This window comes from Streptomyces sp. SID3212 (assembly GCF_009865405.1).
GTDB lineage: Bacteria > Actinomycetota > Actinomycetes > Streptomycetales > Streptomycetaceae > Streptomyces.
Genome location: NZ_WWJY01000579.1, coordinates 1 through 12,579 on the forward strand (window position 1 = coordinate 1; position 12,579 = coordinate 12,579).

12 protein-coding genes are annotated in these 12,579 nt (G+C 71.2%); 8 read left to right on the forward strand and 4 right to left on the reverse strand.

Annotated features, from left to right (window positions below; translation table 11 throughout):
• Positions 1-736 (reverse strand): glutamate-cysteine ligase family protein (locus GT042_RS17180; RefSeq protein WP_237530880.1); only part of this gene is annotated, 736 nt, incomplete at its 3' end.
• A gap of 173 nt (positions 737-909) precedes the next feature.
• Between GT042_RS17180 and GT042_RS17185 the strand changes: the two genes are divergently transcribed.
• Positions 910-1,740, forward strand: a complete 831-nt coding sequence (locus GT042_RS17185) for a TIGR02452 family protein (protein ID WP_161309591.1) — start codon at positions 910-912, stop codon at positions 1,738-1,740.
• A gap of 25 nt (positions 1,741-1,765) precedes the next feature.
• Here GT042_RS17185 and GT042_RS17190 read toward each other — a convergent pair whose 3' ends face one another.
• On the reverse strand, positions 1,766-2,233 hold the full coding sequence (locus GT042_RS17190; protein ID WP_161309592.1) for a type II toxin-antitoxin system PemK/MazF family toxin: 468 nt from the start codon (positions 2,231-2,233) through the stop codon (positions 1,766-1,768).
• A gap of 131 nt (positions 2,234-2,364) precedes the next feature.
• On the opposite strand from GT042_RS17190, the gene GT042_RS17195 reads away from it, so the two are divergent.
• The 5 genes from GT042_RS17195 (at position 2,365) to GT042_RS17215 (ending at position 7,682) form a co-directional block, all read left to right on the forward strand.
• Positions 2,365-3,795 (forward strand): WGR domain-containing protein, encoded by a 1,431-nt coding sequence (locus GT042_RS17195; RefSeq protein WP_161309593.1) that lies wholly within the window; start codon positions 2,365-2,367, stop codon positions 3,793-3,795.
• 2 nt (positions 3,796-3,797) lie between these two features.
• Entirely contained in the window at positions 3,798-4,712 is a 915-nt protein-coding gene (locus GT042_RS17200) for an endo alpha-1,4 polygalactosaminidase (protein WP_345943807.1), read from the forward strand.
• A 102-nt stretch (positions 4,713-4,814) separates the two neighbouring features.
• On the forward strand, positions 4,815-6,236 hold the full coding sequence (locus tag GT042_RS17205; RefSeq protein ID WP_161309594.1) for a DUF2252 domain-containing protein: 1,422 nt from the start codon (positions 4,815-4,817) through the stop codon (positions 6,234-6,236).
• A gap of 161 nt (positions 6,237-6,397) precedes the next feature.
• On the forward strand, positions 6,398-7,408 hold the full coding sequence (locus GT042_RS17210; RefSeq protein WP_161309595.1) for a LacI family DNA-binding transcriptional regulator: 1,011 nt from the start codon (positions 6,398-6,400) through the stop codon (positions 7,406-7,408).
• 10 nt (positions 7,409-7,418) lie between these two features.
• Positions 7,419-7,682: a hypothetical protein gene (locus GT042_RS17215; protein ID WP_161309596.1), complete on the forward strand. Its 264-nt coding sequence runs from the start codon at positions 7,419-7,421 to the stop codon at positions 7,680-7,682.
• A gap of 87 nt (positions 7,683-7,769) precedes the next feature.
• Here the strand turns inward: GT042_RS17215 and trxA are convergent, their stop codons facing one another.
• Positions 7,770-8,150: a thioredoxin gene (gene trxA / locus GT042_RS17220; protein ID WP_161309597.1), complete on the reverse strand. Its 381-nt coding sequence runs from the start codon at positions 8,148-8,150 to the stop codon at positions 7,770-7,772.
• Between the two features lie 127 nt (positions 8,151-8,277).
• Between trxA and GT042_RS17225 the strand changes: the two genes are divergently transcribed.
• Both GT042_RS17225 and GT042_RS17230 read left to right on the forward strand, forming a co-directional pair.
• Positions 8,278-9,708 (forward strand): NAD(P)/FAD-dependent oxidoreductase, encoded by a 1,431-nt coding sequence (locus GT042_RS17225; protein ID WP_161309598.1) that lies wholly within the window; start codon positions 8,278-8,280, stop codon positions 9,706-9,708.
• A gap of 871 nt (positions 9,709-10,579) precedes the next feature.
• A complete protein-coding gene (locus tag GT042_RS17230) occupies positions 10,580-11,323 on the forward strand; it encodes a DNA methyltransferase (protein ID WP_161309599.1) in 744 nt (247 codons plus the stop codon).
• Between the two features lie 95 nt (positions 11,324-11,418).
• Here the strand turns inward: GT042_RS17230 and GT042_RS17235 are convergent, their stop codons facing one another.
• Entirely contained in the window at positions 11,419-12,351 is a 933-nt protein-coding gene (locus GT042_RS17235) for a DUF5655 domain-containing protein (RefSeq protein WP_161309600.1), read from the reverse strand.
• Between the last annotated feature and the right edge of the window lie 228 nt (positions 12,352-12,579).

Consider the following 12,579-nt stretch of genomic DNA (forward strand, 5'->3'; position numbering starts at 1 on the left):
CGGGCGCGTCCAGGGCGTGCGCGGCCCAGGCCGCGCGCGGTTCGCGGCCGGTGGCCGGCGCGGTCGTACGGGCCGGGTCCAGCCGCGTCCACATCGCCTGCCGGGTGGAGCGCCAGCCGGTCTCGCGCCCCTCCCGCAGGGGGGAGTGGGCGAAGGCGGCCACCAGCACCGCCCCCAGGAGATGGGCGAGCTGCCAGCGCCGCCCGTACCCGAGCGGTCCCGGCTCCTCGTATCCCGCGTCCAGGCACACCTGGACGGAGGCCGTGGTCCGCATCATCGCCCGCCCGGCCGTGCCGATCCGGTCGAGATACGTCTCCATGGCGTCGTACCGCGGCTCGCGCAGGAACCTGTCCGGTGAGCGCCAGGGGTCCTGTCCGTACCCGGCGAGGACGAGCCCCGCCTCGCGGAGCACGGGGCGTACGGCGTCGAGGTCCGCGGACGCGGAGGCGACGCACTCCATCAGGGAGGAGGCGGGCCGGGAACTGAGTTCCAGCTGGCCGCCGGGTTCGAAGGTCAGTGCCGACTCCAGAGGCAGCTCCCGCAGGCTCCGGAAGGCAGCTTCGAGGCGGCCGGTGGGCACAGGTCGTTCAGGGTCACGCAGGTCGTGGACGATCCATTCGAGCTCCACCCCCACCTTCCGGGGCGGGCCCGTCTTGAAGCAGATACCGCGCAACAGGTCCTCGGCCTCTGTCTCGCCGAGGGCTTGCCCGTCGTCGGTCGAACAATCGGATGGCATGGTCGGATCCTCCTGTCGAAGATCTTGACCGGACTCCGCCACGGGTTCGGGGCGAAGCACTCCGGTCCAACCTAAAGCCACTCCCGCCGCTTCGCACAAGAGTGCCCCTGGGGTCATCATTTCGTCAGAAATTCGGTTGCCCCGTCCGTGATCCTTCACGCACGATGCCTCGCATGAGCGCACGGCTGCGGGGGATCGCCAAGGAGACGGAGGACGTCGTCAGGGCGGGCGGCTACCGGGCGGAGGACGGCCGTGACGTGCGGATACGCTCCGCGCTCGACACGGCACTGGCCGGTACGGAGATGTACGGCCCCGAGCCCGTCGGCGTCACTCCCGACACGGACAGGACGCCGTCCTTCGAGGTCACCGGCGAGAGCAGCCTGGACGCGGCGCGCCGGCTCACCCGGTCGGGTGCCGGAGCCGTCGCGGTGCTGAACTTCTCCTCCGCCAGGAACCCGGGAGGCGGGTATCTGAACGGCGCGCAGGCCCAGGAAGAGGCCCTGTGCCGCGCCTCCGCGCTCTACACGACGCTGCTGCGCGCACCGGAGTTCTACGCGCACCACCGCGCGAACCGGAGCCCGTTCTACACCGACCGGGTGATTCACTCACCCGGGGTGCCGGTGTTCCGCGACGACCGGGGCCGCTTCCTGGCCGCCCCGTACCAGGTCGGTTTCCTCACCTCGGCGGCGCCGAACGCCGGGGTCATCGCCCGCTCCGCCCCGGACGAGGTCCCCCGGATCCCGGCGGCGCTCGCCGCCCGCGCCGAACGGGTGCTGGAGACGGCGGTCGCGGGCGGCTACCGCCGCCTCGTGCTCGGCGCCTGGGGCTGCGGTGTGTTCCGCAACGATCCGTCCCAGGTGGCCGAGGCGTTCCGGGCGGCGCTCACCGGCGGGGGCCGGTTCGCGGGCCACTTCGACGAGATCGTCTTCGGCGTGCTCGACCGGACACCGGGGGCGACGACCCTGGGGGCGTTCCGGCGGGTCTTCGCCGGCCGGCTCCCGTAGGGCTGCCCCGGCCGGCGGCCCCGGCTCAGTTCCAGCCGTAGCGCAGCCGCAGCGCGTGGACGACGAGGCCGAAGCGCTGGCGGTCCAGGGCGCACGCCTCCCGCCGCATCCCGTTCTCGTGGACGCGGATCACCCGGTCGATCGCCACCCACGACTCACGGCCCGCGCGGTCCCACGGGCCCACCCCGATCGGCACCCAGTCCCGGTGGCCGTCGTGCCCCTTGCTGGACAGCTGCACGGCGAGCAGGGTGCCGGCCGCCTCACGGGCGACCACGAGCACCGGGCGGTCCTTGCCCCGGCCGTCGTTTTCCTCGAACGGCACCCAGGTCCAGACGATCTCGCCCGGGTCGGGGTCACCGTCGTGTTCCGGGGCGTACGAGGTGCGGACCTCGCCCACATGACGGGGGTCGGCCTCGGTGGTGGCGGAGGGGCCGGTGCGGCCGGGGAAGTCGCGGTCGGGCTCGGGGGCACGGGAGTGCGAAGAGGTCGTCATCCGGATGACGTTAGAACGTGCCGCCAGGAGCCGGGTGCCCGGGGCGCGTTGTCAGTGGTGTCTCGTAGCGTTCTCCCTGTCGGACACGGTGCGTACGGAGCGCCGGGGTCCATCTCGGGGAGGGAACCGCCATGTCTCGTACCACCACGTATCTGGAGCTGTCGCAGGACGGCGAAGGGGCGCACAAGTTCTACGAGGTGACCGTGGACGGGACGGTCGTGTCGGTACGGTACGGACGCATCGGCGCGAGCGGGCAGTTGCAGACCTCCTCCTTCCCCACCGAGGCGAAGGCCCAGGCCGCGGCGGCCAAGAAGATAGGCGAGAAGGTCCGCAAGGGGTACGCGCCGGCGGTCCAGGGGCAGCGCGCGGCGCGGTCGGTGACGCGCCGCCAGGTCACCTCGGCGCCCTCCACCGCCCGGTCCGTGGCCCCCGTGCTGTGGCGGTTCAGGACCGGCGCGGCGGCCTTCGGGATCCATGTGGACGAGGACCGCTGCTGGGTGGGGAACCAGTCCGGTGACGTCTACACCGTCAGCCACGGCGGTGAGGTCCTGGCCCGCTACAAGCTGCCCGACGGCGTCAAGTGCCTGGTGGCGGATGACTTCTGGATCTACGCGGGGTGCGACGACGGCAAGGTCTACGACCTCTCCTCGAAGCTTCCGTTCGCGGCGTACGACATCGCGGCGGACGTGGACATCTTCTGGCTGGACATCCACGAGGGGGTGCTGAACGTCTCCGACGGCGCCGGCGGCCTGACGGTCATCGACCACGAGGACGAGTACCAGTGGGCACGCAAGTCCACGGGCGGGCACGGCTGGATGGTCCGCGCCGACGAACGGGCCGTCTACCACGGGCACCACAAGGGCGTGACGGCCTACGCGCCGGACGGCTCGGGCGAGTTGTGGCACACCCCGACGCCGGGTCAGGTGCTGTTCGGCTGGCAGGAGGACGCGTCGGTGTACGCGGGCACGGCCAAGAACGTCGTGCAGCGGCTGTCCAAGGCCACGGGCGTGGTGGAGGCGACCTTCCGCTGCGACACCGCCGTGTACGCGTGCGCGACCGCGCCCGGCGGCCGGTTCGTCTTCGCGGGCGACAGCTCGTCGTCGGTGTACTGCTTCGACGCGGACGGCACCCGGCTGTGGAAGCTCGGGACGGGCGGCGGCTCTGCGCTGTCCATGCAGTTCTTCGACGACAAGCTGTACATGGTCACCACGGACGGCTCCCTGGTGTGCGTCGACGCGAGCCCCGCCGCCGTCGAGGCGGCCCAGCAGGGTACGGTCCCGGTCGCGGCGGACATCAAGTCGGCCGCGGCGCTGCCCACCTACACCCCGGCGGCCACGGTCGCGACCGTCACCTCCCCGCCGGCCGGCGGGGTGGTCGTGGAGTGCGTCCAGGACGGGTCCCGGCTGCGGGTCCACGTCGTCTCGGACGGCTTCGAGCCGTCGTGGAACGTGCAGTTCCCGCGCGGGATGCGCCAGGCGGGCACGCGGTACGTGGTCGACGCGCTGCACCCGGCGTCGTCGGGCTTCTACCGGGTGCGCGGTGAGATCAGGAGGCTGGTCTGACGGTGTACGTCCACGTCCCGTACGTCTCCCGGGGGCGAGCCGGACCCGGGAGGCCGGGCTCCACGGTCCTCCTCACCTCGCTCCGCGCGGCCCTCCTCTGTCTCGTGCTGCTCCTCACCGGGTGCGGCGGCGGTTCCGGCGAGGGTGCGGGCGCCGGCGCGGGCGCGGGCGAGACCTCCCGCGCCGGTCCCGTGGTGCGCCCGCCCGATGCGGGGGATCCGTTCGACTACCAGCTCGGCGGTCCGTACGACCTGCCCGCCGGGGTCTCGACGGTGGTGCGGGACCGTACGGCCGCGCCCGCCCCCGGCGCGTACTCCATCTGCTACGTCAACGCCTTCCAGGCCCAGCCCGACGCCGTGGGGTGGTGGCGGAAGCACCATCCGGACCTGCTGCTGCGCGACGCGGACCACGCGCTGGTGGTCGACGAGGAGTGGGACGAGCCGCTGCTGGACATCAGGACCGCCGACCGGCGCAGGCGGCTGGCCGGGATCGTCGGCGGCTGGATCGACGGCTGCGCCGACCGGGGGTTCGACGCCGTGGAGGCGGACAACCTGGACTCGTACCTGCGCTCCGACGGGCTGATAGGACGCGGCCAGGCGATCGCGTTCGCCCGGCGGCTCGCCACCCGGGCCCATCACGCGGGCCTGGCCCTCGGGCAGAAGAACGCGGCCGAGATGACCGGGGCGGGCGACAGTGTCGGCTTCGACTTCGCCGTCGCCGAGGAGTGCGCGCGCTACGACGAGTGCGGCGCGTACGCACGGGCGTACGACGACGTGGTGTTGGTGGTCGAGTACCGGAAGGAGGACTTCGTACGCGCCTGTCGGCAGTGGGGGAAGCGGCTGTCCGTCCTGCTCCGGGACCGCGACCTGGAGCCGGCGGGGCGGGCAGGGCACGTGGTCGCGCGCTGTCACGAGTGAGTCCCGGCCGAGATGCGGTCCGCACCCGCGTCCGGAGAATGGGAGATCACAGCCGGACGGACCGGACGGACCGGATGGACCGGACAGGAACGGGAGCGTGCCATGGCCGAGGGCAGCGGGACCCCGAACGGCACCGCCCACCTGTCGCCGCGCGAGCGCGCGGACCTGGGCCGGGCGGCCCGCAAGCGCACCCCCCGGTCGAGTCACGCCGTCTACGAGGCGGCCCCGGCGCGGCGGGACCCCGTGCGCGTGATCGAGGAGCAGTCGGCCTCCCGGGTGCCCGAGCTCGTACCGATCCGGTACGGCCGGATGACGGAGTCGCCGTTCCGGTTCTACCGGGGCGCCGCCGCCGTCATGGCCGGGGACCTGGCCGCCACCCCCCGCTCCGGGTTCACCGCCCAGCTGTGCGGGGACGCCCACCTGCTGAACTTCCGGCTGCTCGCGTCCCCCGAGCGGCAACTGGTCTTCGACATCAACGACTTCGACGAGACCCTGCCAGGCCCCTGGGAGTGGGACGTCAAACGGCTCGTCACCAGCCTGGTGATCGCCGGCCGTGAGAACGGTTACGCACCAGGGGTGCGGGAGGACATCGTGCGCGCCACGGTCCGCTCGTACCGCGAACGGACCCGGCTCTTCGCCGGCCAGGGCAATCTCGACGTGTGGTACGCCCGGGCCGACGCGGACCAGATCAAGGCCCTGGCGGACCGCAGACTCGACAAGCGGGGACGGGGGCGGCTCACGAAGGCCCTGTCGAAGGCGCGGACCAAGGACAACCTCCAGGCGTTCGAGAAGCTCACCCAGGTGGTCCAGGGGGAGCGGCGGTTCGTGCACGACCCGCCCCTGGTCGTCCCGATCGAGAACATGCTGCCCGGCGCCGAACGCGACGAGGTCGAGCGGCAGTTGCGCGAGCTGGTCGCCCGGTACGGCGAGTCGCTGTCCACCGACCGCGCGCACCTGCTGCGGCAGTACCGCGTGGTGGACATGGCCAGGAAGGTCGTCGGGGTGGGCAGCGTGGGGACCCGCTGCTGGATCATCCTGCTCCTCGGCAGGGACGGCGAGGACCCGCTGATCCTCCAGGCCAAACAGGCCGACGAGTCGGTGCTCGGCGAGCACGTCGGCGCGAGCGTGTACGACAACGAAGGGCAGCGGGTCGTCGCGGGCCAGCGGCTCATGCAGGCCGTCGGCGACATCTTCCTCGGCTGGGACCGGGTCGTGGGCCTGGACGGCGAGCGACGTGACTTCTACGTACGGCAGTTGCACGACTGGAAGGGCATCGTCGTGCCGCAGATCATGGTGCCGGACGGGATGCGCGCCTTCGGTGAACTCTGCGGCGCGACCCTGGCCCGCGCGCACGCCCGGTCCGGGGACCGGATCGCCGTGGCGGCGTACCTCGGCGGGGGCGACACGTTCGACCGTGCCCTGACCGGGTTCGCCGAGAGTTACGCGGACCAGAACGAGAGCGACCACCGCGCCCTGGTGGAGGCGGTGCGGACGGGTCGCGTACGGGCGGAGGACCCGGCCTGACCGGCGCGCCGCGAGCCGACCCGCCGCAACCGATCCGCCGCCAACCGACCCGCCGGAAGTGATTCGAGCGGGCGTTGAGTCATCTTCTCTTGAACTGCGTACTACCCAGGAGCACTTCGCCGGATCACGCCGCGAACCCGCCTGGAAAGGTGCCGAGAGCGATGAGTCAGCCCCCCGAGCGCGCCGTTCCGACCAGTACCGACGTCGCGCGACGGGCCGGAGTCTCCCGGGCCACCGTCTCGTACGTCCTCAACAACGCCGCGGCCGTCCGGATCAGCGAACCCACCCGCCGCAAGGTCCGCGAGGCCGCGGACGAACTGGGCTACGTGCCGCACGCGGGCGCCCGCAGCCTGCGCTCCGGGCACACCAGGATGGTGCTCCTGCCCTCGGCCCACACCCCCGTCGGCCCGCTGTACAGCACGTTCTTCAACGAACTCCAGTGGGCGCTGCGCCGCCTCGACTACACCGTGGTGCAGTACGGCAGCCTCGGACTCGACGGCGACGGGGCGGCCCGCGCCTGGGCGGAGCTGCGGCCCGTCGCGGTCGTCTCGCTCGGCGAGATCTCCCTGACACCGCACGGCGTGGACGTCCTCAAGCGCTCCGGCGCGAAGGCGGTCATCACCCTCGGTCCCCAGCGGGTCGCGGGCGCGCACGCGCTCGTCATGGACCAGCGCGAGATCGGCTGCGGGGCCGTGTCCCACCTCATCGAGCGCGGCCGGCGCCGCATCGGCGTCGTGATGCCCGAGGAACCGGGCCTCGGGCTCTTCTCCCAGCCACGCCTGGCGGGCGCCCGGGCCTCGGCCGCGGCCTCCGGGGCGCACGTGGAGCCCGTACCGCTCGCGTACACCGAACAGTCGGCGGCGGCCCTGGCCGCACGGTGGCGCTCGCTCGGCCTGGACGCGGTGTACGCGTACAACGACGAGTACGCCATGCTGCTGATGCGGGCGCTCCAGGACGAGGGGATCGACGTCCCGGGGGACACCTCGGTGATCGGGGCGGACGATCTGCTGCTCGGCCGGCTGCTCCGGCCCCGCCTTTCGACCGTTCGGGTGGATCTGGTGACCGGGCAGCGGCTGGCGGAGCTGGTAGACCGCGTGGTCCGCGACCCCGGCGGAGAACCGGAACGTCACGATCTGATGGGGGCGAGGGCCGTACCCCGCGAATCCAGCTAGCGTCATGCCTATGACGATCGTGCCGCAGCGCTTCGAGATCCTGCTGGTCCCCGAGTACGCCGAGGGCCACGAGGGCCCACAGGAGCCGGCGAGCGCCCTGCGGTCGGCGGTGGTGGAGGCGACGGGCGACCTCGGAGCCTCGGGGTATCCCCGGTACGCGGGCGAGGGCATGGAGGCCGACATCGACGCCGAGACGCGCACGGTGGAGGCCCTGCTCGTGGACGGCGAGGAGCTGGACTACGGCCTGTCGGCCCTGGTGGTCGACGCGGTCTAGGACGGACGCCCTCCCGGGCGTACGAGAGGGGACGGGCGCCGCCCGTCCCCTCTCACCCGGATCACCACCCGAGCCAGTTCCCGGCCGTCAGGCGCTTTCGGCGCCCTTCGCGTCCGCCTCGGCCACCGACTTGCGTACCTCGTCCATGTCCAGCGCGCGGGCCTGGCCGATCACGTCCTCCAGGGCCGTCTCGGGCAACGCGCCCGGCTGCGCGAACACCGCGACGTTCTCGCGGACGATCATCAACGTCGGGATCGAGCGGATGTCGAACGCGGCGGCCAGCTCCTGCTGCGCCTCCGTGTCGACCTTGGCGAAGACCAGATCTCCGTGACGCTCCGAGGCCCTTTCGTACACCGGGCCGAACTGGCGGCACGGGGCGCACCAGGAGGCCCAGAAGTCGATGAGGATGAAGTCGTTCTCCGACACGGTCCGGTCGAAGTTCTCCTTGGTGAGTTCCACAGTGGCCATGACCTGATACCTCTTCCTGCTCTCCGGGGGAAGCCGCCAGATGGAACGGCGTGTGGCACCGCCGTATTCCTCGACCGTTCCCCACGATCGTGTGGCCATGTCAGGGGTCCGGGACCAGACTGACCCCATGAGTGAAGCTATGCAGTACGACGTCGTGGTGCTCGGTGCGGGACCGGTCGGGGAGAACGTGGCGGACCGGGCCAGGGCCGCGGGCCTGCGCACGGCGGTGGTGGAGAGCGAACTGGTCGGCGGCGAGTGTTCGTACTGGGCCTGCATGCCCAGCAAGGCGCTGCTGCGACCGGCGATCGCCCAGGCGGAGGCGCGAAAGCTGCCCGGGTTGAGTGAATCGGTACGAGGCCCCCTGGACGCCGCCGCGGTGCTGGCGCGCCGGGACGATTTCACCTCGCACTGGAAGGACGACGGCCAGGTCGGCTGGATCGACGGCATCGGCGCCGACATCTACCGTGGCCACGGCCGGCTGGACGGCTCCAGGAGGGTGGTCGTCAAGGGCCCGGACGGTACGGAGCAGGTGCTCACCGCGCGCCACGCCGTCGCCGTGTGCACCGGCACCCGCGCCGTGGTCCCCGACCTGCCGGGCGTGGCCGGTGCCAAGCCCTGGACCAGCCGCGAGGCGACCAGCTCGCAGCACGTCCCCGGGCGGCTCGTGGTGGTCGGCGGCGGCGTGGTGGGGGTCGAGATGGCCACCGCGTGGCAGGCGCTGGGCTCCCAGGTCACGCTGCTGATCAGGGGCGGCGGGCTGCTGCCGAAGATGGAGCCCTTCGCCGGGGAACTGGTCGCCGGCGCGCTGACGGAGGCAGGCGCCACCATCCGTTACGGCGTCTCCGTCGCCTCGGTCGAGCGCGACGGCGGCACGGGCCCGGTGACGGTGGTGCTGGACGGCGGCGAGCGTGTCGAGGCGGACGAGATCCTCTTTGCCACCGGCCGCGCCCCGCGCAGCGAGGACATCGGGCTGGAGTCGGTCGGCCTGCGGCCCGGCTCCTGGCTCACGGTGGACGACAGCTGCCTGGTCGAGGGCAGCGACTGGCTGTACGCGGTCGGTGACGTCAACCACCGGGCGCTCCTCACCCACCAGGGCAAGTACCAGGCGCGGATCGCGGGCGCCGCGATCGCCGCCAGGGCCGCCGGGGTCCCCCTGCTGGAGACGGATCGCTGGGGCGCCCACGCCGCCACGGCTGATCACGCGGCGGTGCCGCAGGTCGTCTTCACCGACCCGGAGGTGGCCTCGGTCGGCCTGACGCTCGCGGAGGCGGAGGCGGCGGGCCACCGGGTCCGCGCGGTCGACTACGAGATCGGCTCGGTGGCCGGCGCGAGCCTGTACGGCGACGACTACACGGGCCGGGCCCGCATGATCGTCGACCTGGACCGGGAGATCCTGCGCGGCGTCACCTTCGCGGGACCGGGCGTCGGCGAGATGCTGCACTCCGCCACGATCGCGGTGGTCGGCGAGGTCCCGATCGACCGCCTGTGGCACGCGGTCCCGGCCTACCCCACGATCAGCGAGATCTGGCTCCGCCTGCTGGAGACGTACCGCCACTAAGGACATACGGCGGAGGTGTGTGGTGTGACGGAGAGAGTGATCGAACGAGCCTACGACGGATGTGGTCGTTGCCTAGTGGGTGTCCGCCAGCTCTCGCAGATGTCCGCCGCCACCACCTCTCCCGAACGCCAACGGGACAACGTGCTCGCCGCAGTCGAGGCTGTCGGCGGGCACGTCATGGCCTGGGCGACGATTGGGAGGTGGCGGGTGCCACCGACCCGATGACGCGTCCGAAGCTAGGACCTTGGCTCAGGGGTGAGTGAGGGCCGTACGAAAAACCTCCAGCGTAGAAGCGTTCGCGTGCGGCGGGAACAGGCTCCGGTTTTTCGCCGTAAACCGCCGAGGGCCGCGCCGATCTCACACCGGCCACACTGCCGTGGAGCGCCGCGGCCGGGGTACAAAGAGGCTGTCCGCCGGATGGCGGGGCGAACACCGTCGGCCTAAGCCAGCTGATTCTGGGCGCACACGAATTCCAAGTTTCTCATGGTCGATCTGCCGACACATCCGTCAACTCCTGCTGCCTGTCATCATGGCCGCGCTCGTAATCTCAGGGAGTACATCCGGTCTGCTCACGGGCTCGGGAACGAGGAACCAACTGCCCTTCCGCGCAGGCCTTTCGGAACGGGCCAACACGGATAAGCACAGGTCAGCACCGATGGGATCGGGCTCTGTTGTGGTGACGTGGCAGGACAGTAGACCGGGATTCCGGCCGCCCCAAACAGCCCACGCATCCAGGCCCGAGCACCGTGCGGTTCGCGGGTTGCGCCGGGAATCACGGCTACCCTCCGGCGCAACCCCACCCGCACCGATCGCTGTTGAGTGGTATCCGGAGCGGGCCCGTTCCCGCAGTGCCCTGAAAGAGGCCCCGCACATGAGCTCCACACTGCACCGAGGCGACGCCCTCACTGTGCTGAAGACCCTCCCTGACGAGAGCATCAACGCCTTCATTACCGACCCGCCCTACAACTCCGGCGGACGCACCACCTCGGACCGCACCGGCCGCACCGCACGGGCCAAGTACGTCATCAGCGGATCGGCCCACGACCTGCAGAATTTCCCCGGCGAGAACCGCGACCAGCGGAGCTACCGGTCCTGGCTGACCGCCCTGCTCACCGAGGCGTACCGGGCCTCCACCGAACACTCGGTCGCCATGGTGTTCGCCGACTGGCGCCAGGAGCCGACCACGTCCGACGCTCTGCAGATGGCGGGCTGGACCTGGTCCGGCACGATCCCATGGAGCAAGCCCGCCAGCCGGCCCCGCAAGGGCGGCTTCAAGCAGGCGTCCGAGTTCATCACCTGGGGCGTCAAGGGCAGCCTCGACCACACCAGGGACCTGTACCTGCCCGGCTACTTCGTCGCTTCCCAGCCCCGCAAGGACCGGGTCCACATCACCCAGAAGCCTGTCGAGATCATGCAGCAACTCGTCCAGATCTGTCCCGAAGGCGGCACCGTGCTCGCCCCGTTCACCGGCAGCGGCTCCACCGGAGTTGCCGCACTCCGTGAAGGGCGTCACTTCATCGGCGTCGAACTTTCCGACCACTACGTCGGCGTCGCCGAAGGCAGGCTCCGGGCGAAGCTGACCCAGGACGACTTCGTCCTGGCAGGACCGGAGTGATCATGAGAACAGCGCCGCCGGAACGGCGGACCGCAGATGCCGAAAGGGCGGCCGGAGCACCGGGAACCGATACGCCTGCCGTCCTTTGCCATCGGTCATGCCGCCTCGAACGCCCGCCGTATCAGCGGCTCGGCTCTGTCCAGGTCGGCGGCGCCCGCGATCCGTACCTCCAAGTCGCCTGTGCCGAGATGACCGATACCGCGCATGTCGCGCGTGAAGCCCTCCTCCAGCGTGACGGTGTCCGGATCAAGGATCAGGTACACCAGGATCGCCTGGTGCGCGGGACGGAAGACGAGCGAGGCACGGTTCACCATCAGCCGGTAGGCGACGTAGTGCCGCAGCCTCCGGACCTCGACCTCACCCCAGGCAGTGAGCAGCTCGTCCAACTCGGCGTAGAGGTCCCGCAGACAGGCCGGCGCCGGTTCGGCGGTCATGTCCGCTGTTTCCCGCCCTTCCCCGTTGCCCGACCCACGAGGTGCCTTTCGTCTCCGCTTCTGGGGCGGCAGCGAACCGGCCGATCCGCCTGCGGACTCGAGCAGCGTCAAGCTGAGCAGCCCTCCGTCGAAGACGCGGTAGCGAATCAGGTCGACGGGCCGGGGACTGTCGAGAGCCGCCACCCTGTCGTGGTGGGAGAAACCGGCCGCGATGCAGACGGCTCGCGGGTTGCGCCAGTCGATCGCCTCGACCGCCCCGGAGCCCAACTTCTGTCTGACCAACGCCTCGAACTCGAAGCGCGCGGAGGACAGCCAGGTCAGATAGGAAAGGGCCTGGGAGAGGACCCCGCTGTCCGATCCCCTCTTGAACTCGATCACCACCGGGACGTTGTTCTCATCGAGACCCAGCGTATCGATCCGACCCCGGTGCCACCGTCCCGTCGGGTACTCCGACGCAAGGAAACGGATACCGAGCATCGCGTCCATGCCCGCCTCGACCCGACGCTGAAGCTCAGCCTCCAACGCAACCGTCGAGCCGACCAGCTCAACGTCACGACCATCATCAGCCTGCCGAAACAGCTTCAGGTCCGTCACCGCCTTAAGCCTCCTCCCTCGACGCCACAGGGAAGCCAATCGAAAACGCCCCAGCGGTATTCCGCACACAGTGACTTCCGAATCAGCGGCGGGCGCACCCGCGACGGGCCGTGAACTGCCTGCAGACCAAGTCGCGCAGACCACCCCCGCCTGCGCGGGGAGAACAGGTCGAGCGTCGCGTGGCGGAGGCGCAGCTCCGGACCACCCCCGCCTGCGCGGGGAGAACCC

Excerpts from the sequence above, each read along its gene's own strand:
- GT042_RS17185 (WP_161309591.1), top strand. The coding sequence starts at position 910 with ATGAGCGCACGGCTGCGGGGGATCGCCAAGGAGACGGAGGACGTCGTC.
- GT042_RS17190 (WP_161309592.1), bottom strand. The coding sequence starts at position 2,233 with ATGACGACCTCTTCGCACTCCCGTGCCCCCGAGCCCGACCGCGACTTC.
- GT042_RS17195 (WP_161309593.1), top strand. The coding sequence starts at position 2,365 with ATGTCTCGTACCACCACGTATCTGGAGCTGTCGCAGGACGGCGAAGGG.
- GT042_RS17205 (WP_161309594.1), top strand. The coding sequence starts at position 4,815 with ATGGCCGAGGGCAGCGGGACCCCGAACGGCACCGCCCACCTGTCGCCG.
- GT042_RS17210 (WP_161309595.1), top strand. The coding sequence starts at position 6,398 with ATGAGTCAGCCCCCCGAGCGCGCCGTTCCGACCAGTACCGACGTCGCG.
- GT042_RS17215 (WP_161309596.1), top strand. The coding sequence starts at position 7,419 with ATGACGATCGTGCCGCAGCGCTTCGAGATCCTGCTGGTCCCCGAGTAC.
- trxA (WP_161309597.1), bottom strand. The coding sequence starts at position 8,150 with ATGGCCACTGTGGAACTCACCAAGGAGAACTTCGACCGGACCGTGTCG.
- GT042_RS17225 (WP_161309598.1), top strand. The coding sequence starts at position 8,278 with ATGAGTGAAGCTATGCAGTACGACGTCGTGGTGCTCGGTGCGGGACCG.
- GT042_RS17230 (WP_161309599.1), top strand. The coding sequence starts at position 10,580 with ATGAGCTCCACACTGCACCGAGGCGACGCCCTCACTGTGCTGAAGACC.